At 63.6% G+C, this 22,087-nt stretch carries 23 protein-coding genes and 1 tRNA gene; 17 read left to right on the forward strand and 7 right to left on the reverse strand.

Going from position 1 to position 22,087, the window contains the following annotated elements; genetic code table 11:
- The first annotated feature begins 17 nt into the window (after nucleotides 1–17).
- Nucleotides 18–983, forward strand: coding sequence for a tRNA 2-thiolation protein NcsA (ncsA, locus tag KU306_RS07525; RefSeq protein WP_007544926.1), 966 nt, complete (start codon nucleotides 18–20; stop codon nucleotides 981–983).
- 150 nt (nucleotides 984–1,133) lie between these two features.
- Here ncsA and ftsZ read toward each other — a convergent pair whose 3' ends face one another.
- From ftsZ to KU306_RS07540, 3 genes are all read right to left on the reverse strand, one after another.
- On the reverse strand, nucleotides 1,134–2,333 hold the full coding sequence (gene ftsZ, locus KU306_RS07530; RefSeq protein ID WP_007544927.1) for a cell division protein FtsZ: 1,200 nt from the start codon (nucleotides 2,331–2,333) through the stop codon (nucleotides 1,134–1,136).
- A gap of 2 nt (nucleotides 2,334–2,335) precedes the next feature.
- Complete coding sequence (locus tag KU306_RS07535) at nucleotides 2,336–2,521, reverse strand: ribbon-helix-helix domain-containing protein (RefSeq protein ID WP_007544928.1); 186 nt, start codon at nucleotides 2,519–2,521, stop codon at nucleotides 2,336–2,338.
- A 211-nt stretch (nucleotides 2,522–2,732) separates the two neighbouring features.
- The gene (locus KU306_RS07540) at nucleotides 2,733–3,356 is read right to left on the reverse strand and encodes a double zinc ribbon domain-containing protein (protein WP_258303320.1); all 624 of its coding nucleotides are present in this window, start codon (nucleotides 3,354–3,356) and stop codon (nucleotides 2,733–2,735) included.
- Nucleotides 3,357–3,473: 117 nt separating this feature from the next.
- On the opposite strand from KU306_RS07540, the gene KU306_RS07545 reads away from it, so the two are divergent.
- Nucleotides 3,474–3,547, forward strand: a tRNA-Tyr gene (locus tag KU306_RS07545).
- Nucleotides 3,548–3,649: 102 nt separating this feature from the next.
- On the opposite strand, the gene KU306_RS07550 is transcribed toward KU306_RS07545, so the two are convergent.
- On the reverse strand, nucleotides 3,650–4,321 hold the full coding sequence (locus KU306_RS07550) for an HAD family hydrolase (protein ID WP_258303321.1): 672 nt from the start codon (nucleotides 4,319–4,321) through the stop codon (nucleotides 3,650–3,652).
- 179 nt (nucleotides 4,322–4,500) lie between these two features.
- Between KU306_RS07550 and KU306_RS07555 the strand changes: the two genes are divergently transcribed.
- The 14 genes from KU306_RS07555 to KU306_RS07620 all read left to right on the forward strand — a co-directional run bounded on the left by KU306_RS07555 (nucleotide 4,501) and on the right by KU306_RS07620 (nucleotide 18,918).
- Nucleotides 4,501–5,709 (forward strand): M24 family metallopeptidase, encoded by a 1,209-nt coding sequence (locus KU306_RS07555; RefSeq protein WP_258303322.1) that lies wholly within the window; start codon nucleotides 4,501–4,503, stop codon nucleotides 5,707–5,709.
- Between the two features lie 80 nt (nucleotides 5,710–5,789).
- Nucleotides 5,790–6,425, forward strand: a complete 636-nt coding sequence (locus KU306_RS07560; RefSeq protein WP_258303323.1) for an HAD family hydrolase — start codon at nucleotides 5,790–5,792, stop codon at nucleotides 6,423–6,425.
- Entirely contained in the window at nucleotides 6,416–7,366 is a 951-nt protein-coding gene (locus KU306_RS07565) for a CobD/CbiB family cobalamin biosynthesis protein (RefSeq protein ID WP_258303324.1), read from the forward strand. Before KU306_RS07560 ends, KU306_RS07565 begins: the two co-directional genes overlap by 10 nt.
- Nucleotides 7,357–8,121 carry an adenosylcobinamide-GDP ribazoletransferase gene (gene cobS, locus KU306_RS07570; protein ID WP_007544933.1) on the forward strand — a complete coding sequence of 255 codons (765 nt, stop codon included), beginning with the start codon at nucleotides 7,357–7,359 and terminating at the stop codon, nucleotides 8,119–8,121. The genes KU306_RS07565 and cobS overlap by 10 nt, the downstream gene beginning before the upstream one ends.
- Complete coding sequence (locus tag KU306_RS07575; protein WP_007544934.1) at nucleotides 8,121–8,729, forward strand: NTP transferase domain-containing protein; 609 nt, start codon at nucleotides 8,121–8,123, stop codon at nucleotides 8,727–8,729. Before cobS ends, KU306_RS07575 begins: the two co-directional genes overlap by 1 nt.
- The gene (locus KU306_RS07580) at nucleotides 8,720–9,727 is read left to right on the forward strand and encodes a nicotinate-nucleotide--dimethylbenzimidazole phosphoribosyltransferase (protein WP_007544935.1); all 1,008 of its coding nucleotides are present in this window, start codon (nucleotides 8,720–8,722) and stop codon (nucleotides 9,725–9,727) included. The genes KU306_RS07575 and KU306_RS07580 overlap by 10 nt, the downstream gene beginning before the upstream one ends.
- An 8-nt stretch (nucleotides 9,728–9,735) precedes the next feature.
- Nucleotides 9,736–10,767 (forward strand): threonine-phosphate decarboxylase, encoded by a 1,032-nt coding sequence (locus KU306_RS07585; RefSeq protein ID WP_258303325.1) that lies wholly within the window; start codon nucleotides 9,736–9,738, stop codon nucleotides 10,765–10,767.
- Entirely contained in the window at nucleotides 10,760–11,497 is a 738-nt protein-coding gene (locus KU306_RS07590) for an adenosylcobinamide amidohydrolase (protein ID WP_258303326.1), read from the forward strand. Before KU306_RS07585 ends, KU306_RS07590 begins: the two co-directional genes overlap by 8 nt.
- Nucleotides 11,498–11,692: 195 nt before the next feature.
- Complete coding sequence (locus KU306_RS07595; protein ID WP_258303327.1) at nucleotides 11,693–12,703, forward strand: pyridoxal phosphate-dependent aminotransferase; 1,011 nt, start codon at nucleotides 11,693–11,695, stop codon at nucleotides 12,701–12,703.
- Between the two features lie 117 nt (nucleotides 12,704–12,820).
- Nucleotides 12,821–13,594: a nucleotide-binding protein gene (locus KU306_RS07600; RefSeq protein WP_007544944.1), complete on the forward strand. Its 774-nt coding sequence runs from the start codon at nucleotides 12,821–12,823 to the stop codon at nucleotides 13,592–13,594.
- Entirely contained in the window at nucleotides 13,591–14,193 is a 603-nt protein-coding gene (locus KU306_RS07605) for a DUF8054 family protein (RefSeq protein WP_258303328.1), read from the forward strand. The genes KU306_RS07600 and KU306_RS07605 overlap by 4 nt, the downstream gene beginning before the upstream one ends.
- A 518-nt stretch (nucleotides 14,194–14,711) precedes the next feature.
- Nucleotides 14,712–15,647 carry a UbiA family prenyltransferase gene (locus KU306_RS07610; protein ID WP_258303329.1) on the forward strand — a complete coding sequence of 312 codons (936 nt, stop codon included), beginning with the start codon at nucleotides 14,712–14,714 and terminating at the stop codon, nucleotides 15,645–15,647.
- Between the two features lie 87 nt (nucleotides 15,648–15,734).
- A complete protein-coding gene (locus tag KU306_RS07615) occupies nucleotides 15,735–17,429 on the forward strand; it encodes a histidine kinase N-terminal 7TM domain-containing protein (RefSeq protein WP_425499543.1) in 1,695 nt (564 codons plus the stop codon).
- A 100-nt stretch (nucleotides 17,430–17,529) separates the two neighbouring features.
- Nucleotides 17,530–18,918 (forward strand): phage NrS-1 polymerase family protein, encoded by a 1,389-nt coding sequence (locus KU306_RS07620; protein WP_258303332.1) that lies wholly within the window; start codon nucleotides 17,530–17,532, stop codon nucleotides 18,916–18,918.
- 74 nt (nucleotides 18,919–18,992) lie between these two features.
- Here the strand turns inward: KU306_RS07620 and KU306_RS07625 are convergent, their stop codons facing one another.
- Entirely contained in the window at nucleotides 18,993–19,730 is a 738-nt protein-coding gene (locus tag KU306_RS07625) for a sporulation protein (RefSeq protein WP_007544960.1), read from the reverse strand.
- 142 nt (nucleotides 19,731–19,872) lie between these two features.
- On the opposite strand from KU306_RS07625, the gene KU306_RS07630 reads away from it, so the two are divergent.
- Nucleotides 19,873–20,547, forward strand: a complete 675-nt coding sequence (locus KU306_RS07630) for a hypothetical protein (RefSeq protein ID WP_007544961.1) — start codon at nucleotides 19,873–19,875, stop codon at nucleotides 20,545–20,547.
- Nucleotides 20,548–20,628: 81 nt separating this feature from the next.
- Here the strand turns inward: KU306_RS07630 and gdhB are convergent, their stop codons facing one another.
- Both gdhB and KU306_RS07640 read right to left on the reverse strand, forming a co-directional pair.
- Nucleotides 20,629–21,930, reverse strand: coding sequence for a glutamate dehydrogenase GdhB (gene gdhB / locus KU306_RS07635; protein WP_309138745.1), 1,302 nt, complete (start codon nucleotides 21,928–21,930; stop codon nucleotides 20,629–20,631).
- A 2-nt stretch (nucleotides 21,931–21,932) separates the two neighbouring features.
- A complete protein-coding gene (locus tag KU306_RS07640; protein WP_258303333.1) occupies nucleotides 21,933–22,076 on the reverse strand; it encodes a rubrerythrin-like domain-containing protein in 144 nt (47 codons plus the stop codon).
- Nucleotides 22,077–22,087 lie beyond the last annotated feature (11 nt).

A 22,087-nucleotide genomic window follows, 5' to 3' on the forward strand; every position in this document is an offset into this window, starting at 1 on the left:
CGAGCAAGCGACCGGCAATGGAGTGCGACAAGTGCGGCCGCGACGCGGTAATGCACGCGGCTTACTCCGGGGCACATCTCTGTGAGGACCACTTCTGTGCCTCGGTCGAGAAACGAGTCCGCCGCCGCATCCGCGAGGACGATATGCTCCCCCGAGACGCGAGTCCCGAGAACCCACAAACGTGGGTTATCGGCCTCTCGGGCGGCAAAGACAGCGTCGTGCTCACCCACATCCTCGACGAGACGTTCGGGCGCGACCCGCGAATCGAACTCATCGCGCTCACCATCCACGAGGGCATCGAAGGCTACCGCGACAAGTCGGTCGACGCCTGCGTCGAACTCTCCGACGACCTCGACATGCGCCACGAGATGGTGTCGTACGAAGACGAGTTCGGCGTTCGGATGGACGACGTCGTCGAGAAAGACCCCGAGAACATGGCCGCGTGCGCCTACTGCGGCGTCTTCCGACGCGACCTGCTCGAAACCTTCGCCGACGAGTACGGCGCGGACAAACTGCTGACCGGCCACAACCTCGACGACGAGGCTCAGACGGCGCTGATGAACTTCCTCGAAGGCGACGTCAGACAGGTCGCAAAGCACTTCGACGCCAGTATCGGGGCGTTCGACAAGCGTCGAGACGAGGGTGATTTCATCCCGCGAGCCAAGCCGCTGCGCGATATCCCCGAGAAGGAAGTCGCCCTCTACGCCCACCTCAAGGACCTCCCCGCGCACATCACGGAGTGTCCCCACTCCTCGGAAGCGTATCGCGGTGAGATTCAACAACTGCTCTTGAAACTCGAAGAGAACCACCCCGGTACTCGGCACTCGATTATGGCGGGCTACGAGGAACTCGCCGAGTTGACCGCCCGCGAATACCGCGGTGACGGGCAAGTGAACCTCAACGACTGCGAACGCTGCGGGTCGAAGACGGCAGGTGACGTGTGCCGGAAGTGCCGTCTTATCGAGTCGATAGAAGCAGTCTGACCGAGCCACGCAGTACGTCTCGGCGGCGACTATTCTGACAGACGCTCCGTCGAAGCCGCACAGCTCAGCGTTTGAAAATCGAACAAAGAGAGGTAATCCGCGGCCGTGTCGGACGGACGCGGCGGTATCGAAAGCGGGGCCGACAGGGCGTTACCGGATTACGTCGAGACCGTTGTTCTTCTCGACTTCGTCGCGACCGCCGTCGGACCACGTACCGCTCTGCGCCGTCTCGGCACGTTGCGAACTATCGAATTCCTGACGCTGCTGGCTCTGACTCTGTCCCTGACCTTGGATGCTCTGGCGGGACTTGTCTGCCTGCTTTTGCGTCGTCGGACCGAGGACCTGTGCCGACTGGACACCGGTCATGATAGCCATCACGCGGACCTTGCCCTTGTACTCGTCTTGGATGCGAGCGCCCCAGATGACGTTCGCAGCCGCTTCGAGTCGTTCGGTGATGTTGCTCGCGATTCCCTCGGCCTCCTTCAGTGTGAGGTCGGGGCCGCCCGTGATGTGGACGAGGCCACCGGATGCACCCCGGTAGTCGACGTCCAAAAGCGGGTGGTTCATCGCGTCGTTGACCACTTCTTGGGTCTTGTTCTTGTCCTGTGTCTCACCGACGAGCATCACCGCGACGCCGCCCTGATTCATGATAGTAGACATGTCGGCGTAGTCGAGGTTGATGAGCGACGGTTGGGTGATGGTCTCCGAGATGCCCTTGACGGTCTCGGCGATAATCTGGTCCATGACCGAGAACGCCTTACCGATGGGCAGGTTCGGGACGTAATCGAGGAGACGGTTGTTGTCGAGGACGATGATGGAGTCGGCTTCGTTGCGAAGCTTCTCCAGACCTTCCTCTGCTTTGACCGTCCGGGCACGCTCGACGTTGAACGGCGTCGAGACCATGCCGACCACGATAGCTCCTTGTTCTTTGGCAATCTTGGCGACGACCGGTGCCGCACCAGTACCGGTTCCGCCACCCATGCCGGCGGTGACGAACACGAGGTCGGCGTCGCCGAGGACGTCCTTGATGGTGCCTTGCGCCATCTCCGTAGCGCGCTCGCCCATCGAGGGGTCGCCACCGGCACCGAGTCCCTGCGTCAGGGACTTGCCGACGAGTATCTTCGTGTCCGCTTCGATCATCTTCAGGTGCTGCTTGTCGGTGTTGATAGCGACCGTGTCAGCACCTTCGACGCCGATATTGTAGAGCCGGTTGATGGTGTTGTTACCGGCACCACCAGCACCGACGATGACGATACGCGGGTCACCAAACTGGTCGTCGTCGTCAGACGACATCTTCGATTGGCGTTCTGCTTCGTCCCGCTCCATCGCCTCGCGAACAATATCCTGCATGATTACACCTTTGCCCAGCTGCGCTTGCTGGTAGATTCGCGCTGGCGGTTATCGGCTGTCTGTTCGTTGAGCATATCGCGGACGGCGGACCGAATGGCTTCAGACCGGTTCGGGAATTCTCCCGTCTCGACCATTCGCTCGACCTCCTCGATCTGCTGCTTCGGAATTCGTAGTGTCACACGCTCCATGTTTACATTCCCCCGGTAAGACGGCGCGCCGCACGTGAGTGCGAGTGTCATACGTCCCAAAACCGACGGACAGCGCCCGTTTCGGGGTGCCCATCGGGAGGGTGTAAGACAACCGTCTTACGCGATAGTCACCACAAAGCGACGGGATATAAATGTAACGGCGGTTGTAAGACAGTACTTGAATGGGTTATATACTGTATTTAACCGGGGATTATGGTCCTTCGAGAACGTTTGCTGCCGGCGTCCGACGGCCGCAGTCTGGACAGAACGCCCAGTCAGACCGAAGTTCAGCATTGCACTCGCAGAATACTCGTTGGGTCGCCTTCTCGCCGCAGTTCGGACAGTAGACGTGGTCTCCCTCGATGGACTCGCCGCACTGTCCACACGTTAGTTCGGTCGCTTCCGGGACGTTGCCTGCCCGTGCCGTCTCGTGGTGCGTGTCGTCACCCGGCCCAGCGGGTGTCTTACGTTCTGCATTCGCCGTTGTTTCGGGCTCGTACTCCGTGTTTACGTCCGAATCGCCGTCTGCACCGTCGACGTTAATGTTGACAGTAACTTCAGACGAATTGCCATGCTCGTGGTTGGGGAGGGCGTCGTCGAGATACGCGGGAAGCCGTTCTTCCAATCGGCGTTCGACGAGTTCGTCGACGCGGGCAGTCAGCACGTCGTCGAAGTCCGTCGGCTGACCGTCGGACTCGTCTGCGTCGGTCTGGTCACGTTCCATCTGGTCGAGGTACTGGCGGAGGGCTTCGCGCATCACCTCGCTCTTGGAGGTGTCGAGGTCCTCCAATCGCCCGACGAGAGCGTCGTCGGCGCGGAACGTGATTTTCGTCATCTGTTCCGAGATTATCTGGGTTCCTTATCAATGTTCGCTCCCGTCGGACGCGAGTCACACGTCTGGTTCGCGGCGAATGAAAATGGTTAAAACTGCCCACCGGGTAGAATTCAGTGACCGCTCTTAGCTCAGCCTGGCAGAGCAGCCGACTGTAGATCGGCTTGTCCCCCGTTCAAATCGGGGAGAGCGGACTTTTCCTGCGAACAACGTGAGCAGTGAAACGTCCGTCTCGACCCGATTTGGGCAGCGAGCAACGCGAAGCGTTGCGAGTGAGTTCAAATCGGGGAGGGAGGTTACGACCGCCACAACTCGCTTCCAACGTCACCCGTCTCCCGCACCGTATAATCAGGCACCGTACAGCTCTCCGGCATCTGCCCCCACGACACCCACACAGACGTGAGACCTGCCGCGTTTGCGCCCGCAACGTCGGACGCCAGCGAGTCGCCGACGTGGACTGACTCGTCTGGTTCGGAACCGAGTTCACGAAGTGCGCGTTCGAACGGGTCCGTATCGGGTTTCACCGCCGACTCGGGGGTCGCAAAGACAGCCGCGTCGAACGAATCAGCGATACCGAGCGTGTCGAGTTTGGCCTGTTGAGCTGCTTTCCCACCGTTCGTGACGAGGCCGAGCTTGTAGTCGTCACAGAGGGTGTCGAGCGCATCTGACGCTCCCGCACAGAAGACGACGTTCGTGTGGTCCGGGTCTTCGTACGCGTGAGCGAGCCTCCGAGCGGTGGCTGGTTCGCGGTCGTTCTCCTTCGCGAGCACGCCGAAGACCTGTAACCGGAGGTCGAGCAGACTCTCCGCGTTGACAGTGGGAACGAGGCGTTCTACGTCTGCAGGTGTGAAGAACGGCTCGACGCCGACCATCGTAAACGCGTTCGCGAGGCGGTCTGCTTCCGAGCGACGGTACTCACAGAGCGTGTCGTCGAGGTCGAAGAGAACCGTCGAGATGTTGTCTCCCATGTCGTGGGGACGACTGTCGATATATTGAAATCACGTGGTCGCTATTTGTTTTGCTGAGCGACGCGCGCGAGAAACGCGCCTACGCGAAACAATATATTAGCCGTCGTCGACTCCCTCGTACCACGAATCCATCACGATTCATCAGTCTGCTTATCAACATGTGTCGACTTTCTCCGAATATGTCTCCAAGTCTCCCGTCGAGCGAATTCGCCACTCGGCTCGACGCCGTTCGCGGCAACCTCGCCGACACCGACGCAAACGCCGGCGTCTGGTTCAGCGCGACGAGTATCGAGTACCTGTCCGGGTTTCACAACATCCAGACCGAACGTCCCGTCGCGCTCGTCGTCACCGACGACCGAGTCGAACTCGTCGGACCACGACTCGAACTCGAACGAGCGAGCGATGTCCGACAAATCGACCGCGTGCGCACGTACTTCGATTACCCCGGTGGGAATCCGATGGAGGCACTCGCCGACGCACTCGACGCGCTCGGTGTAGACCACGTCGCGGCCGACGCCGACGGCGCACCCGGTGTGATGGGCTATCAGGGTCCCGCTCTCTCGGAGTTCGTCGAGGTGACGACACAGCAGTGGGTGCCGCGAATGCGTTGGGAGAAGACCGACGCCGAAATCGCCTGTATTCGTGAGTCTGCCCGATGGGCCAATCTGGGACACCGATACCTCGCTGACTTCACCGAGGTTGGCGCGCACCCGGTGACGGTCTCACAGCGTGCCTCCATGGAAGCGTCGCGAGCCATGCTCGACACCCTCGGCGGTCGGTACGTGCCACGAACCCGTGGTGGTGGCCCAGTCCACGCCGGTTACATTTCCGGGTCCGAAACCGCGCTCCCGCACGGGCACACGCCGAACGAACGCCTCTCGGAGGGCGACGCAATCATCACCGGCGCGACGGCCATCGTCGACGGCTACTACTCCGAATTGGAGCGCACGATGTTCCTCGGCGACCCCGCCGACGAGGACGAACACTACTTCGAACTCATGCTGGAGGCGCAAGACATCGCCATCGACGCGCTCGGGCCGGGCGTTCCGGTCGATTACGTCGACCATCTCGTCTGGGAGTACTTCGAAGAGCAGGGCGTCACCGACCTCGCACAACACCACGTCGGACACAACATCGGCCTCGGCGCGCACGAACCGCCGTACATCGACCGCGGCTGGGCCGACCACTGCCTCGACGACGAGACCGACTTCACCGAGTCGGACGCCGAAATCGCCGCCGGACAGGTCTACACTATCGAACCGGGACTCTACACCGAGACGACCGGCTATCGTCACTCGGACACGGTCGCCATCACCAACTCGGGGACAGAGATGCTCACGTACTTCCCCCGCGATATCGAGTCGAACACGCTCTCTGTCGAACGCTGACGCTCTTCTCTCTTCTCGGTGAGCGGCGCGGAACCACCCGCTTCGCTATCTTCAAGTAGAGTTTCACCAATGCAATTCTAGTGGCCATCACGTTCGACCTCTTCGGCACGCTCGTCGACGTCGCGTATCCCGACAGCCCCAGTTCGGCCGTCGCAGACGCGCTCTCCGAACTCGGCGTCTCGGTTCCGGACGATTGGGACGACGCGTACCGTGAGGTCCACATCGACGCTCCCGAGGGCGCGGAAGTCCCGCTTCCGGCGCACGTCGCTGCGGCGCTTCGCTCGCGCGGCGCTACGTCTCCCGACAACGCGGCCCGCCGGGCAGTCGTCAACGCGTTCGACCCCGAAGTGACGACGCGCCCCGGCGCGGTCGCTGCGGTCGAGGCGGCCCGCGAGTGTGGCCCGGTCGGCTTGCTGTCGAACTGCTCGGTCCCGGAACTCGTCTCGCGGACGCTCATCCGGTCGGACCTCGGCCGACGCGACTTCGACGATATCACGACGAGCGTCGCCTGCGGGTGGCGAAAACCGCACGAACAGGCGTTCGAAGCCTCGGCCCGCGGGCTGGGTGTCGACCCCTCGGACGTGACTCACGTCGGCGACGACCCAGCGACAGACGGCGGTATCGAGGCCCTCGGCGGGCAGTTCGTGAACCTCCGTGAGACGACGCTGGACGCGTTCGCAACCCGCATACGACGAGGTGACGGTCCATGCCCGTGACCGCCGCGGTCGCTGTGGTCGCCGCCGCAGTGCTCGACCGGCTTTTCGCCGAACCGCCGGCCAGCGTCCACCCGGTCGCCCTGTTCGGACGTGTGGTCGCACCCTTCGACCGAGAGTGGTCGTCTCCGACGGTTGTGGGTGCGTGTGCCGCGTTTACGCTACCTGCGCTGGCTGCGGGTGTCGTCGCAGTTGCGACGTTGGCCGGTTCGTCCGTCTCTCCGTGGGTCGGTGCGACCGTCGCCGCGCTCGTGCTCTTTTCGACGACGAGTCTCCGAATGCTTCTCGACGCGACCGAGGCTGTCGTCTCGGTGACTGCCTCAGACGTCGAGGCGGCTCGAACGGAACTCCGTGCACTCGCCGGACGCGACCCGGCATCGTTGTCGGCAGGCGAAATTCGAAGCGCCGCCGTCGAGAGCGCGGCCGAGAATCTCGCGGACGGGCTGGTCGCGCCGCTTCTCGCGTTCGCGCTCGTCGTCCCGTTCTCGCTTCCCCTCGCAACCGGCGCGGCAGCGTGGGTGAAGGCCGTAAACACGCTCGATTCGATGCTCGGCTACCATCACAAGCCGGTCGGTCGCGTTCCGGCCCGACTCGACGACGCGACGATGTGGTTTCCCGCCCGTGTGTCGGCTGTCTTACTCGCCGCCGTCGGCGGGTCTCCGAGTGTCCTCGGGCGCGTGGGGTCGCTGGCGCGACGACCGGCCTCACCCAACTCCGGATGGCCGATGGCGACGCTCGCGGTCCTTCTCGGGACGCGACTGGAGAAACCCGGACACTACTGCCTCGACGGTGGACCCGACTTCCCGGATTCGGAGACGGCTGCACGGGGAGTTCGACTCGTCTCACGTGCAGGCCTGAGCGCGTTCGCGCTCGCGGGCGTGGTCGCGTGGCTGTCGCCAACGAGGAGTGTATCCATCCCCGTGGAGGTGTTTGCATGGTTCTGAGCGCAGTTCGCGGTGGGCTTGGGTTCCTCACACGACTCCCGGTTGGCGGTGGCGAGACCGAGTGGGACGCCTTCAGACGCTCGCCGGTCGCGTTTCCACTGGTCGGCTACGTCGTCGGCGGACTCGCAGCCCTGCCGCTTATCGCTCCACTGCCGGTCTCGACCGCTGCCGCGCTGTATCTGGTCGTCTTGTACCTCGTGACCGGTGTCACTCACGCCGACGGCCTCGCCGACTTGGGCGACGCCGCTGTCGTCCACGGGGACGACGAACGCCGGATGTCGGTACTGAAAGACTCGCAAACGGGCGTTGGCGGCCTTCTCGCGCTCGGACTGACGCTGGTCGTTCTCGCACTCGGTGCGCTCGGTCTTGCAGGTGCTGCCGGACGTGTGGCGCTCACCGCGGGCGTCGCAATCGCGGTCGCTGCGGAGGTCGGCGCGAAAGCTGGAATGGCGACGCTCGTCTGCCTCGGCGACCCGGCCCACGAGGGACTGGGCTCGGCACTGGTCAGCGAAAACGGTCCACTCGGGCTGTTCCGCGTCGCTGTCGCGTGTCTCCCGGCGGTCGCACTCGCCCCGCTGACGGGCGAGGCTGCTGTATTTACCGCACTTGTCTGCGGCCCTCTTGTCGCCCTCGTCGTTCGCTCGTGGGGACGGAACCACCTTGGCGGCGTCTCGGGCGACCTCATCGGCGCGACGAACGAACTCGCGCGGGCGACTGCAATTCACGTGGGGGTGGTGACGTGGACGCTCTTGTGATGTGCGGTGGCCTCGGAACTCGCCTCGACGCGTCGGTCGAAAAGCCGCTCGTCGAGGTGTGTGGCCGACCGATGTTCGACCGCGTCGTAGACGCGCTTCGGCAATCACGCATCGACCAGATTCACGCAGTGGTCTCACCGCACACGCCCGACACGCGCGCTCACGCGAAGATGAGAGATATCGCGGTCATCGACGCACCCGGCGAGGGCTACGTCGCCGACCTTGGATTCGCCCTCGAACGAGTCAGTCGCCCGGTTTTGACCGTCGTTTCCGACTTGCCGCTCTTGGAGCCGAGTCACGTGAACGACCTCATCGACGATGCCGCTGGCGCGACCCGGACCGCGTGCGTGCCGGTGTCGCTGAAGCGGTCGCTCGGAGCCAGTGTCGACGATTTAGTCGTCTTCGAACACCGCGGGCGCGAGGTGTGTCCGACTGGGTTGGGAATCGTCGGTGCCGAGGCAGCAGACCGTACAGACTCAGAAGAACGTACAGATTCGACGAACACAGCTACTTCCGATTCAACCGTGTACCTCACTGCAGACCCGAAACTCGCACTCAACGTGAACCGTCAGACAGACATCGCACTCGCGGAGGACCGATGCGAGTAATCCTCGTCGCCGGAACGACCCAGACGGCGAAGATTCCCGGCATCAGCGCCGCCGGTGCCGACCCGTCGCTCGTCGGTCACACGCCGAGCGCCGACGCCGAAATCGTCGAGTTCGGCCAGACCGTCCGCTCGCCGGTGACGCCGGTCAGTCCGACAGGGTGTCCGACGCCCGCAGCCATCACGCGCGCCGTCCGAGAACTCACCGGATTCGACGCGCTCGTCGTCGACGGCGGACTCTCGGAGCCGACTGGCGCGCCGACTATCGACGTGGGCGCGATGCCCGGCCGCGACATCCGCGAAGAACAACCTGTTCCGACCGCGCCGGGTGCGTTCGAGGCCGCCCGCCAACTCGCCACCACGCTTCCAGAAGACGAACTCGTCATCGGCGAGACCGTCCCCGGCGGGACGACGACGGCGATGGCCGTCCTCCGCGCGCTCGGCGAAGACTTCGGCGTCTCCTCGTCGCTCCCGGAGAACCCCACCGACCTCAAAGAAGAGGTCGTCGCCGACGCGTTCGACGCCAGCAGCCTCTCGTCGGGCGACGCGGCGCACACCCCCAAACGCGCCGCTCGATACCTCGGCGACCCCGTGCTCCCTGTCGTCGCCGGGCTGACTGTCGGCGCACTCGAATCGGGTATCGAGGTGACACTCGGCGGTGGCACGCAACTACTCACGGCCGCGGCGCTCGCCCGGCACGCCGGTGCAGTCGGCGACCTGTCACTTGCGACGACCAGCTATCTCGCCGCCGACGTGCCGCATCTCGAAGACGCGGCCGAGGCGTTCGACCTCGACCTCGTCGTCACCGACCCCGAGTTCGAGTCGCACCCGCTCGACCGATACGCCGCTGGCGAGGCCAAGGAAGGCGCGTGTATGGGCGGCGCGCTCATGCTCGCCGACCGGATGGGCGTCCTCGACGACGTCGAGGCGGCGACGCTGGACGTACTCTCGCGTCTCGACCCGGAGGCTGTCGACGCCGACGTGGTCGAAGACGATGCCTGAGGTCGCCGATGGACCCTGACGCCGTCTCTCGCGCGACTCGCGTGCCACACGGCGGAACCACGGACACGTCCGTCCTCGACTTCAGCGCGAACACGAACCCGGAGCGTCCCGACGGTGTTCGAGACGTGTACGCGGCCGCCTTCGACGACGCCACACGCTACCCGGACGACGAGTATCGGGAGTTTCGGGTCGCCGCCGCGGAGTACGTCTCGCGCGACCAGACTGAGCCGGCCTGTTCGCCCGCCGACGTGATTCCGACCGCGGGCGGTCTCGAAGCACTCCGCCTCGCGTTCGAGGTCACGCTCGGTCCGGGTGACTCGGCACTGGTTCCGCAACCGAGCTTCGGCGAGTACCACCGAGAGATTCGGCTACAGGGTGCCGAACCGGTTCCGGTCGCCCACGACGCGATTCTCGACGCTGACCCCGAACCCCACGAGGTCGCCGTCGTCTGCACGCCGAACAACCCGACCGGAGAGGTTGCATCCCCGGACGCGCTTCGGGAGTTTGCCGCCCGGTGCCGCGAGTCGGACACCGTTCTCGTCGTCGACGAGGCGTTTCTCGACTTCACCGACGTGCCCAGTCTCGCTGGTGCTTCGGGCGCCGTGGTCGCGCGCTCGCTGACCAAGATGTTCGGGCTGCCGGGTATCCGCGCCGGATTCGCCGTCGCGGTCGGGGGACTCCGCGAGCGACTCGCAGTTGCCCGGCGCTCGTGGTCGCTTTCGACCCCTGCTGCCGCAGTGGGTGCCCACTGCATGCGCGACGAGGCGTTCGTCTCTCGGACCCGCGAGCGAGTCGCGGCCGAGCGCGAACGACTCCGCGAGTCCCTGTCGGACGACTTCGACGTGTCCCCGTCGGATGCACCGTTTCTCCTGCTCGACGTTGGTGACCGCGACGTCGCCACCGTGGTCGAAACGGCGCGCGAGCGAGGCGTCGCAATCCGCGACGCGACGACGTTTCCGACGCTCGATTCGCACGTCCGCGTGGCCGTGAAGCGCCCGGACGAAAACGACCAGTTGCTTCGGGTGCTCACGGATGTTTGACGTTACGGGCCGCGACGGTGTCTGTCGAATCTTCCGGCCCGATACACGGTGGCTCTCGACTGGATACGACGGCGGCGAGTCCACCGGGAACGTCGTGTACAACATCTCGGTTCCCGAGGGCTGGCCGGAGACGGACCTCGATACGTACGTCGAGGAGCGACTCGCCGAGGCAGGCTTTGCTGACGTTGGTCCGGCACTGCTCACCGGCGTCGACCAGGAGCATGCTCGCCGGGCACGGTTCGGGCCCGTCGAGGTCGTCGCGACCGCGGGTGTCTCGAACCCCGCCGAACTTCCGGTCGAGGGCCTCCGTGACGGAGGGTGCGAGAATGAGTCAGTCGGTGGTGTCGCTGACGACTCGTCGAACTCCGACGGGCCGCAACTCGGTACCGTGAACGTGGTCGTCGGAACGACGCGGTCGCTCGCGCCCGGTGCGTTGCCGAATCTCGTCGCGGTGGCCGCCGAGGCGAAAGCGGCGACACTGCTTTCGCGATGTGGGTCGCCCGGAACGACGACCGACGCCGTCGTGGCCGCCTGCGACCCTGCGGGTGAGACTGCATCGTTTTCGGGGAGTGCGACCGAGGTCGGAAACGCCACCCGCGTCTGCGTGCGCGACGCGATTCTCGCCAGCCTCGACTCGCGATACGCCGACAGAGAGCTTCCCACGTCGGTCGCAGAGGCAGCGTACGGCGTCGTCGCAGACGAACACGCGACCGTCTCGACCGTCGACTAACTGACGGGGTCGAACGCCGACTAACTGACGAGGGACGACGTGGTACCCGTGACTGCTCTCGCGTGGGTGGCCGCCAGGAGGTGCGAGTAGAGAACAGATTAGACAGAAAAACCTCTGTTTTTCCATCGAATCGTCGGTGGTACCCAGTCGGTCTGTGAGGAAGATTTGAATATGGTTCATATCTAGCATGTGGTCATGGACTCCAGTTCCGTTTCAGACGTCGACCCAGTGACGCACGGCGGAACTGCCGACTACTCGCTCGTTGATTTCAGTCTCGGGGCGAATCCCGAACGCCCCTCGGGACTCGCTGGCGTCTACGAATCTGCCCTCTCTACGTCTCGGCGGTACGCGTTGGACGACTACGCCGCGTCCCGCGTCGCGGCCGCCGATTTCGTCGGGTGCGACCCTGAACACGTCGTTCCGGCACCGGGCGTTATCGGGGCGCTGCGCCTCGCTATCGGTGTGACTGTCTCGCCCGGTGAATCGGTGGTGATTCCGGAGCCCTGCTCCGGCGAATACGCCCGCGAGGTCAGGTTGCAGGGCGGTGAGCCGTATCACGTCCCGTACGAGGACGTGCTCACCGTCGACCCCGAAGAACACGCCGCCGTCGTGCTGAGCTATCCGAGTGACCCACTGGGGGCGGCGTACTCGGCGGACGAACTTCGGGCGTTCGTCGACATGTGTCGCTGTGCAGGCACCCCACTCCTCGTCGACGAATCGCAACTCGGGTTCACCCGACTGCCGAGTACGGCCGGTCTGGACGGTGTCATCGCACTCCATTCGGTGACGAACGTCTTCGGTGTCCCCTCTCTCAGAGCGGGGTTAGCTGCGGCCACGGGCGACCTCCGGGACAAACTTGACCGCGCGCGCTGTACGTGGGTGCTGTCGAAGCCCGCAGTCGACGTCGCAACGTTCTGCCTGCGCCAAACTGAGTTCCTCGAAGCGACTCGCACGCGAGTCGAGACCGAGCGACCCCGAATCGTCTCCGAACTTCGTCGTCTCGGCTACGACCCGTCTCCGTCCGACAGCGCCTTCGTCTTGTTCGAAGCACCGGACGTCGACCGCGTCCTTCACGAGACGCGGAAGCGTGAACTCGCGGTTCGCGACGCCAGATACTATCGGTCGCTGGACTCACACGTTCGAATCACCGTTCGCCGACCGCGCGAAAACGACAGGCTCCTCGACGCGCTCGCCGAGGCGATTTGAACGCCGTCTGCATCGGATTCGACTGCAGCGGCGGCAGTGACGGCAGCAGTGGCAGCGGCGGCAGTGACGGCCAGTTCCTTCCGAACACTTAACACCCGACACCGGCCACCAGAGAGCATGGTAGAGGCGTTCGCCGTCGCCAGCGGGAAAGGCGGGACGGGCAAGACCACGAGTACGCTCGCGCTCGGGATGGCACTCGCAGAGGAGTACGACGTGACGGTCATCGACGCCGACACGGGGATGGCGAACCTGCTGTTCCACGCCGGGTTGGACGATGCCGACGTCACCTTACACGACCTGCTCATCGCCGACCGAGACGCGGCGGTCGAAGACGCCGTCTACGACCGGTTCGGCATGTCGGTCGTCCCCTGTGGAACCAGCCTCACGGCGTTCGAAGCGGCCGACCCGAAGCGATTGCGCGACGTGGTCGCCGAACTCGCCGCCGGCACCGACGTGCTCCTTCTCGACTCACCCGCCGCACTCGGCTCGAAGAGTGCCGTGCTTCCCATCGTTCTCGCGGACCGAATCGTCGTCGTCCTCCAACCGACGGTGCCGTCACTCTCTGACGGGCTGAAGGTCCAGGAGTACGCCCACTCCTACGGCACCGAGACGGCGGGTGTCGTGTTCAACCGCGTCCGCGACGACGAGGACGTAGACCAAATCGCCGACCAGGCGGGACGGTACTTCGGCGGGCAGACACTCGCGTCAGTCCCGGAGAGTGACGCCGTCCGCGCCGCGCGGCGGTCGGGTGAACCGCTCTTGGCGCACGCCCCCGACGACCCGGCGGCGGACGCATTCAGAGAGGCGGCGGCACGGCTCGACGTTCGCGATGGCGACGAACACGACGTCGCCGAGCGATTCCGAAGCGCCGTCGTCCCCGAGCGAGTATGAGAATTCCGCGTGGTGCACTACTCCGGTCACGCGTCGTCGACGACCCCGGCGACGCGCTCGCCGAGTTTCTCGACGAGGGACTGACCGGCTACGTCGTGTTCGAACCACAGGACGCACTCCTGCTCGGTGAGTCGACGCGCGGCATCGTGACGTTCGAAGACGGGATTCCCGTCCTCGCGTACGACACCGAACGAGACGAGGGTGGTCGCGACGGACTGGAGGGCTTCGCAGTTACAGGTCCCCATCGGGTCGCGGTCCACGCCGTCGACGCCGACGACCTCGCAGAGGCGCACGAAACTGAGGCGTTCCGGGTGTCGCCGGGCGAACCTGCGCGCGTCCTCGCTGGCGACGAACGGTTGTCGGACCGGACGCTCGATGCCGCCCCCGAATCGAGACGCGACGAGGGGCGCGACCAGAGCGCGCTCGAAGCGTTTCTCTCCGACCAGGAGGCCATCGAGCAAATCCAGTCGGAGGCGCGGGCAGAAGCACAGGCCCGGGCCGAAGAGTGGGGTCTCGAATCGGCCCTCGCCGATGACGACGAGCAACTGCCCGGGCGCGACGAGGCAGACGACGTCGCACACGGCGGGACGCGGTACTGACCGACAGCCTCGGCCGCCTTTGTTGCCGGCGCATCACCATATGCCATTGGTGTATACCGCCACAATATTTACGTGCTAGCGGCACGTCCGAATCCGTGATATGGGATGTCACCCGGCAAATGACAATTGAAAAATGTTTTAACACCGGAGAGCATTGGGGCTATCGCAGGTAGTTACCTGCACTTGGGTTGCGTATATGGGGTTCGTTCCCCCAGTGTCCGTGGAGTGCAGATGGGTGCCCGGTCATCTGCACTCTCTTCTCAACATTCCTGAGTTACCGCTATCGTTTCGGCAATGCTGCGTCGTGCCGCTCTTTTGTCGAGCCTGCCGACCGTGAACTGGCAGTCTCTTTGCCGAGGTGTTCTCCGCCGATAGGATTCGACCTTACTTATACCCTTTATAAATGTGGTAAATAGGGATAATCAACCTATGTCGAAATGTTTGAATGTAATAAAACTAGATGTGTCACTATCGGCGGGTGTCACGGCGGAACCCCTGTCCCTCGCCGCGGGTAATACATGTCAGGAGATGCAAAAGAAGTCGCAGGCGGCGTCTCGAACCCGGCACCCTCTCAGACAGAGTCTACGCAGTGGTTTACGAACCCTGCTGAGGGAGTGATTACGGCCTTCAGGTACAGTTCGGCGTATCTCGCCGTTATCGCGATGGTGCAGGTGCTTCTCGTGACGGCCGCACTCTCGTTGGAAGTCACGCTCGCGCCTGCCGTCGTCGGACTCGTTACGTTCGCCGTCTACGTGGGCGACCGCATCGCCGACGCCGACACCGACGCGGCGACGAATCCCGAACGGACGGCGTTTATCAAACGCTACGAGCGCGTGCTCCAACACGCGGTTTCGCTGTCGTACGGACTCGCAATCGCACTCGCCGTCCTCGGCGGCCCGGTCGCACTGGCGATTACGCTGCTCCCCGGCGTGTTCTGGATTCTCTACGCCTCGGAGTGGCTTCCATCGGTCACGTCGCACTTCCGCAGGCTGAAAGACGTGCTTCTCGTCAACTCGTTCGTCGTCGCGTTCGCCTGGGCGCTGACACTGACTGTCCTCCCACTGGCGTTCGCGGACGCACCCTTCACGCCCGCTGCCGCCGTCATGTTCGTCTACTTCTTCCTCGGTATCTTCGTCAACGTCGAGATTCCGAACGTCCGCGACGCCGCAGGTGACAGCGAGATTGGCGTCGAGACGCTCCCCGTCGTTCTCGGTGTGCATCGGACGCGACACGTCCTCCTCGGCGTCGACGCGCTCACTGCGTCGGTCCTCGTCGCCGCTGCTGTCACCGGGGTGCTCGACGCCATGTTCGTGGGTGCGCTTCTCCTCGGACTTGCGTTTTCGCTGACAGTAACCTCGCTCGTCGGCCGAACGAGCAAGGAGGAACTCCTCACAATCGCGGCCGAATCCGAGTACGTCGTCGTCGCGCTCGCCCTCGTCCCGTTTGCACTCTGACCGACCACGAAACACGATAACAACTAAACAAGTTTTCGCGTGTCTGCTGGTGTTTATTATAGTGTGATGGCCATGTACCGCCCATACATGGTGCCGATTACCCCGCTCACTGTGGTGCTGTTTGCCACTATCGTCATCGGTGTGGCGGCGACGCTCACCGCATGGCGTGCTCGTCCAGAGCCGGGTTCGCTGCCGCTTGTCGCCATGCTCGCCGGACAGAGTTGGTGGTCGACCTGTCTCGTCCTCCAGGTACAGGCGACGACCCTCCAGGCCAAGATGCTCTGGGTCGATGTCTCGTGGGTCGGCGTCGTCGTCATCCCCGTGGCGTGGCTCGCGTTCGCCTTGCAGTACACTGGCCGCGACGAGTACCTCCAATGCAGATATCTCGTTCTCGTTTCGCTCGTCCCGGCGCTCACAATCGTCCTCACGCTGACCGGCGAGTACCACGACCTATTCTACCGCGAATCCCGCCTGCTCGTCCAGAACGGGTCTCTCCGCATCCATCGAACTGTCGGCCCGTGGTTTTGGGTCATCACCGGCTACACCTACCTTCTCGGACTGTTCGGTGGCATCCCGATTCTCAGTCTGCTGTCGAGTGACGCACGACCGTTCCGCGGCCAGAGTTTCGCGCTCCTCCTCGGCACGCTCGCGCCGTGGATGAGCAACGTGTTCTTCTTGCTCGGCTTCTACGACACCTCTGGACTCGACCCGACGCCCGTCGCGTTCTCGGTTTCCGGTGTCGCGTACCTCGCCGCAGTCACGCGGTTCCGACTCTTCGGTGCGAGCCCCTCGCCGACACACCGGGCGCGCCGACTCGTGTTCACGAAGATGCACGACGGCGCGGTGGTCGTCGACCGCCACGACACGGTCGTCGACATGAACGAACCGGCGACCGAGGTACTCGGCGTTACACCGTCGGACGCACTCGGCTCACCGGCGACCAGTGTCATTCCCTCCTACGACACCTTCCCCGCCGAAGGCGCGCTGTCCACGCCACTGTCTATCGACTCTGACCGCGGTGTCGACCGCTACGACGTTTCTATCGTTCCAATCGACGACGTTCACGACCGGCCACTCGGCCGCGTCATCTCGTTTCACGACGTGAGTGACATCCTGCGCGAGCGCCAGCGCCTCAAAGTACTGAACCGCGTGCTCCGGCACAACCTCAGGACCGAGGCGAACCTCATCGCGGGCTACGCAGACCTGCTCGCAGACGGCGACGAAGCACACGAGAGCCGCCTCATCAAGGAGCGCACGCAACGAATCATCGACGTCGGCGACAAGGGGCGGATGGTCGTCGAACTCTTCGAGCGAGACTGGTCGGAGGTCGAACCGCGTGACGTCGCCACCCTGCTCGACTCCTGTGTGACCGACGTGGCTGCCGAGTATCCCGAGGCCCGCGTCGTCGTCGGCGACGCGCCGACGGACGCCTCCGTCTCGGCCGTCCTCAAACCGGTCGTGTTGAACCTCGTCGAAAACAGCGTCGAACACAACTCGGCCGACGCGCCGTGGGTCGAGGTGTCTGCCCGCGTGGTCGAGGACACAGTCGAGATACGAATCGTCGACAACGGCGACGGAATCGGTGACTACGAGCGTCGCGTCCTATCGCAGGGCGAAGAGTCCCCGCTCGAACACGGCAGCGGACTCGGTCTGTGGCTCGTCACGTGGGGCGTCGATATCGCCGACGGGAGCGTGACGTTCGAGAATCGCCAGTCCTGCGGTTCGATTGCCACAGTCCGGGTCCCGAACGTGTCGGTACCGGCCGAAACACACGCCCGATAACTGCGCGGTATTTTGGAGGTGACGCCGAGAGTCGCCTGAGACGGGTGTCTCCGCTGGGCGCGAAACACCTTACTTGGGTGCCGTCAGACAAACGGTATCGATGACGCCACCACTCCCAACGCGGGCAGCCCTGCCGGACGAGCTTCTCGATAGACCGCAGTGGGTTGGCTGGCGCACGCAGACGACCGGTGGGAACGAGACGAAGGTTCCGCTGGACGTGAACGGCGGTTACGCGTCGGCCACGGACGCCTCGACGTGGACTACCTTCGACGAGGCACTGGCCTACGCGACAGCCGGCGAGGCCGACGGTGTGGGATTCGTGTTCACAGACGAGGACCCCTACGTCGGCGTCGCGCTCGACGCCTGCCGCGAGCGCGAGACGGGCGCGACCGAAGACTGGGCACAGGTCATCGTCGACCGGTTGGACTCCTACACCGAGGTCGACTCGGCGGGGACCGGGTATCACGTCATCGTTCGCGGGTCGCTCCCGCCGGGTGGCGACCGAACCGGCGGGTTGGAGTTGTACGAGCGCGCTCGCTTCTTGACAGTCACCGGTGACAGAGTGGACGAAACGCCAGACCGTGTCGCGGACAGGACAGCCGAACTCACAGCCATCTATCAGGCGTACGTCGAGTCGGGTGAGTCCCCAGACGTGCCATCGCCCGTCGATGCTGAGGTCGACTCGACACAGTCGACCTCGCTGGCGGCTCTCGACGCGCCGGGGAACGACCTCACGGACGAAATGGTCGTCAAGCGGGCGTCGAACACGGCGAACAGCTTGGAGTTCAGACGGCTGTGGGCCGGCGACGCCGACGCCTACGACAGCCGCGAAGACGCCGATAGCGCACTGTGTTCGATACTGGCGTTCTGGACGGGCGGCGACCCCGAGCAGATGGACCGGTTGTTTCGCGAATCCGGGCTCTACCGCGGGAAGTGGGACGAGGTCCACTTCGCAGACGGAGAGACCTACGGCGAGAAGCTGATTGCTCGCGCTCTCGAAGAGGCGACCGAGTTCTACGACCCGTCGGGATTCTCCAGTGCAGTCCGTCGGACGGCGTCGAAGGGCGAGCCGAGAGCGTCGGACCCCTCCGAGGAAACGAGTCGCGACCGCAATCGCCCGGACGAGCACGACCACTCAGACAAGCACGACCACTCAGACAAGCACGACCACTCAGACAAGCACGATACCACCCGAGACGTTGGCACAGCGTCAGCCGCGGATGCAGACGACACGTCGGGTGCGCACTCGGATGACCACGCGGACACTCGCGCAGCTGACCACTCCGGCGACAACACCGGCAACCACTCCGGCGACCGCGAACGCCGCCTGAACGAGTTACAAGAGCGCGTGGAGTCACTCGTCGAGGAGAACGACCGGTTACGCGACGAACTGGCCGAAGAACGCACGCGGCGACGCGAGTTGGAAGCGGCCGACGACGAGCGCGACGATGACGACGGTGGCTGGTCGCTGTTCGGTTGGTTCAAATAGATTCATCCTGACCCTGAAGGGTCAGGCATTCTCCTTGAATCCTGTAATCGGGGGTTTTCGAGCGGTGCGCGTCGTCAGGCGTGTTTCTCGATGAGGCGTTCTAATTCCTCGCGCACCGTCGATTTGTCGTCCGACCGAATCGTCGTCTGCACCGTCTGTTCGTCCATATCGGTGAGTTCGCTCAAGAGTCCACCGCGGCGGTCGACTTCGAGGAAGAGCGTGAGTTCGTTCGGCCCCGGCTGGGCGACGAGTTCTATCTCGTCGAGTGTGCCGCGGAAGGGACCGGACGTGGCTCGGAATTCGAACTCCTGGACGAATCGCTGCTGGGACGTGTAGCGGCCGTAGGGGTCGGCCTCGCACTCTGCACTGTGCAGCGAGAATCCGAGGTCGTCCATCGCGTCGAAGACGGCTTGGAGTCGCGGGGTCGGCTGCACGTCGAGGTAGTCTTTGTCTTCGGGGTCGACCGCGAGGTCGATGTCGAGTTCCGTCTCTATCCAGACGTCGATTTGGCCGACGGTAATCGGCGTACTGTACGGAATGTCGATGGAGACCGGCCGTCGCTCTTCTTGACCGGGTTCGATAGTCAGCCCGTCTGCAAGGCTAAACCGTCCGATATCGGCCTCTTGATACCCGTCTTCGGTCCGGTATCGGGTTTCGATTTCGAACTGAATCGCGCCGACTTCCTGTTCGGCGTTTCCGCCCGTGATGTGGACTTCCGCGTCGATTGTCTCTCCTGGTCGGACCGTCTCAGAGGGGAGGACGGTGTCTACGGTGGCGTTGCCGATTCCGATGCTCGCGAGGACCTTCTTCATAGCTACGTCTGGGTGTGTGCCCGTCGAGAGATATAAGAGTACGCGACAGTCCGGCAGAAATGAGAATCACTCGGCTCGCCTCTGCATCGAAAACGAACAAATAGATGACTGTTTATAATCGTGCAGACGAATATCTCTCGTCATGGAACGTCCCCACAGAAAGACAGCGGCCTTCGCCGGTCTCGCACTCCTCTTGGTCCTCGCCGGGTGTGCGCAGGTCACTGTCCACTCCGAAGTCAAGGCAAGCGGTGAGGTCGGAGAGCTAACGTACCAAATCAACATGTCCCGAACGGCCTACGGCTACCTCGAAGAGTCGGCCGAGACGGAAGGATACGACAGCGTCGAAGATTCGATTCTCTCCGATTTCAACGAGAGCGAGCAGGAGGACATCGAGTACACAGAAGAGTTCAACGGCGACCAAGTCACGCTGACGCTGACGCGTGAGAACTTCGTCCCCGACGGAAACAGCAGCATCAACGTCACGACGAAGGACGGAAAGATAACGTACGAAGACACCACGTTCGTCAACGAGAGCGCCGCTGCAGTGGACGGGAGTGAAGGCTACTCCGGCGCGCTGTCTGGCGGATTCGCCGTCGACTACTACCTGACGATGCCCGGTGAAATCACCGACTCGAACGCCGATACGGTCGATGGGAACACCGCCGAATGGCACGAAAGCGGCTCCGAGGCGTTCACTGACAACCGAATCTACGCCGTCAGCGAAAAGCCAACTCTCGGGTCGGTCCCGGGATTCGAAGCCGCGGGTGCGGTGGTTGCACTCCTCGTGTTAGGGCTGTTCCTCGTACGGCGGCGATAGTCTTCGAGTCGCCCCCGACGGTGCGGTGACACGCGAATTTCTTTTTGGGTATACACGCAGCCCGTACACTGAGTGCAGCCTCTACGGCCAGAGCCCTCGTGTCTCGTGTGCCGCTGCGATGCGCGACAGCGCCACGATGTAGGCTGCATCTCGCCACGTCACGTCGTGGCGTTCGAACTCCGTCTGAACGGCACGCCACGCACGTTCCATCTCTGTCTCGAGTTCGTCGTACACGCGTTCGAGGGACCACGCCCGTCGGTTGATGTCCTGCAACCACTCGAAGTAGCTGACCGTGACACCACCGGCATTCGCGAGAATATCGGGGATGACCGCGACATCTCGCGTTTCGAGGATGGAATCGGCCGCTGCGGTTATCGGCCCGTTGGCACCTTCGACGACGAGGTCCGCCTCGATGTCTGCTGCGTTGTCCTGTGTGATGACGTTCCCGAGTGCGGCGGGAATGAGCACGTCCACATCGAGGGTCAGTAACTCGTCGTTCGAGATGACGGTGTCCGCGTCTCTCGTCACGGCCTCTGGCTCCTCGTCGTGAGACGGGACCGACGTCGTGTCGATGCCATTCGGGTCGTACAGAGCACCGTTCACGTCACTGACTGCGACGATGGTCGCGCCCCACTCGTCGAGGAGGCGTGCTGCGTTTGCCCCAACGCTGCCGTAGCCTTGGACTGCGACGGTCGTCTCGTCGAGGTCGCGGTCGTAGTACTCGCAGGCGAGTCGCGTGATGAGCGCGACACTTCGACCAGGGGCTTCTTCGCGGCCCTCGCTCCCGCCGATGACGGGCGGTTTTCCGGTGACGACGCCGGGTGTCGTCTCACCTTCTTGCATCGAGTACGCGTCCATCATCCACGCCATCGTCTGTGGGTCGGTTCCCATGTCCGGAGCGGGGATGTCTTGATTCGGACCGATTATCTCACGAAGTTCTTCGGTGAACCGGCGAGTGAGTCGCTCTTTTTCGGCCTTCGACAGCTCTTTTGGGTTGACGGCGACGCCGCCTTTGGCACCCCCGAACGGGAGGTCCATCACTGCGCACTTCCACGTCATCCACATGCTCAGCCCCACACACTCGTCTCTCGTCACGTCTGGATGGTACCGCAGGCCACCTTTGTAGGGGCCTCTGACGCTATCGTGTTGCGCTCGATACCCGCTGAACACGTCGACGCTCCCGTCGTCGCGCTTGATGGGTACTGCGACCTCTTGCACTCGCTTTGGGTGCTTGAGCCGTTCGACGATATTGGGGTCGATGTCGAGAGACGCAGCAGCGTGCTGCAACTGTCGGCGAGCAGTTTCGAGCGCCGACTCCGACACCGGTGATTCTTTGTCCTGTCGTTCGGCGGCCTCACGACTCGCATTCGAGCTCGATGGCATCGTTACTCGATGGGTGTCCGCCGATTTCGCATCGAGGCATTACAGTCAGGACACGTCATCGGATGGGTTTCTGTGACGACGATAGCCCCACACTCGAAGCACTCATATGGGCTCTCTTCGTCCGTCTTAGGTTCGACATCGTTCATGATTGAGTCAC

Source organism: Haloferax larsenii (assembly GCF_024730625.1).
GTDB lineage: Archaea > Halobacteriota > Halobacteria > Halobacteriales > Haloferacaceae > Haloferax > Haloferax larsenii.

Bases quoted from the DNA above. Each gene is read 5' to 3' on its own strand.
- ncsA (WP_007544926.1), top strand. From the start codon at position 18: ATGGAGTGCGACAAGTGCGGCCGCGACGCGGTAATGCACGCGGCTTAC.
- ftsZ (WP_007544927.1), bottom strand. From the start codon at position 2,333: ATGCAGGATATTGTTCGCGAGGCGATGGAGCGGGACGAAGCAGAACGC.
- KU306_RS07535 (WP_007544928.1), bottom strand. From the start codon at position 2,521: ATGGAGCGTGTGACACTACGAATTCCGAAGCAGCAGATCGAGGAGGTC.
- KU306_RS07540 (WP_258303320.1), bottom strand. From the start codon at position 3,356: ATGACGAAAATCACGTTCCGCGCCGACGACGCTCTCGTCGGGCGATTG.
- KU306_RS07550 (WP_258303321.1), bottom strand. From the start codon at position 4,321: ATGGGAGACAACATCTCGACGGTTCTCTTCGACCTCGACGACACGCTC.
- KU306_RS07555 (WP_258303322.1), top strand. From the start codon at position 4,501: ATGTCTCCAAGTCTCCCGTCGAGCGAATTCGCCACTCGGCTCGACGCC.
- KU306_RS07565 (WP_258303324.1), top strand. From the start codon at position 6,416: ATGCCCGTGACCGCCGCGGTCGCTGTGGTCGCCGCCGCAGTGCTCGAC.
- cobS (WP_007544933.1), top strand. From the start codon at position 7,357: ATGGTTCTGAGCGCAGTTCGCGGTGGGCTTGGGTTCCTCACACGACTC.
- KU306_RS07575 (WP_007544934.1), top strand. From the start codon at position 8,121: ATGTGCGGTGGCCTCGGAACTCGCCTCGACGCGTCGGTCGAAAAGCCG.
- KU306_RS07580 (WP_007544935.1), top strand. From the start codon at position 8,720: ATGCGAGTAATCCTCGTCGCCGGAACGACCCAGACGGCGAAGATTCCC.
- KU306_RS07585 (WP_258303325.1), top strand. From the start codon at position 9,736: ATGGACCCTGACGCCGTCTCTCGCGCGACTCGCGTGCCACACGGCGGA.
- KU306_RS07590 (WP_258303326.1), top strand. From the start codon at position 10,760: ATGTTTGACGTTACGGGCCGCGACGGTGTCTGTCGAATCTTCCGGCCC.
- KU306_RS07595 (WP_258303327.1), top strand. From the start codon at position 11,693: ATGGACTCCAGTTCCGTTTCAGACGTCGACCCAGTGACGCACGGCGGA.
- KU306_RS07600 (WP_007544944.1), top strand. From the start codon at position 12,821: ATGGTAGAGGCGTTCGCCGTCGCCAGCGGGAAAGGCGGGACGGGCAAG.
- KU306_RS07605 (WP_258303328.1), top strand. From the start codon at position 13,591: ATGAGAATTCCGCGTGGTGCACTACTCCGGTCACGCGTCGTCGACGAC.
- KU306_RS07610 (WP_258303329.1), top strand. From the start codon at position 14,712: ATGTCAGGAGATGCAAAAGAAGTCGCAGGCGGCGTCTCGAACCCGGCA.
- KU306_RS07615 (WP_425499543.1), top strand. From the start codon at position 15,735: ATGGTGCCGATTACCCCGCTCACTGTGGTGCTGTTTGCCACTATCGTC.
- KU306_RS07620 (WP_258303332.1), top strand. From the start codon at position 17,530: ATGACGCCACCACTCCCAACGCGGGCAGCCCTGCCGGACGAGCTTCTC.
- KU306_RS07625 (WP_007544960.1), bottom strand. From the start codon at position 19,730: ATGAAGAAGGTCCTCGCGAGCATCGGAATCGGCAACGCCACCGTAGAC.
- KU306_RS07630 (WP_007544961.1), top strand. From the start codon at position 19,873: ATGGAACGTCCCCACAGAAAGACAGCGGCCTTCGCCGGTCTCGCACTC.
- gdhB (WP_309138745.1), bottom strand. From the start codon at position 21,930: ATGCCATCGAGCTCGAATGCGAGTCGTGAGGCCGCCGAACGACAGGAC.
- KU306_RS07640 (WP_258303333.1), bottom strand. From the start codon at position 22,076: ATGAACGATGTCGAACCTAAGACGGACGAAGAGAGCCCATATGAGTGC.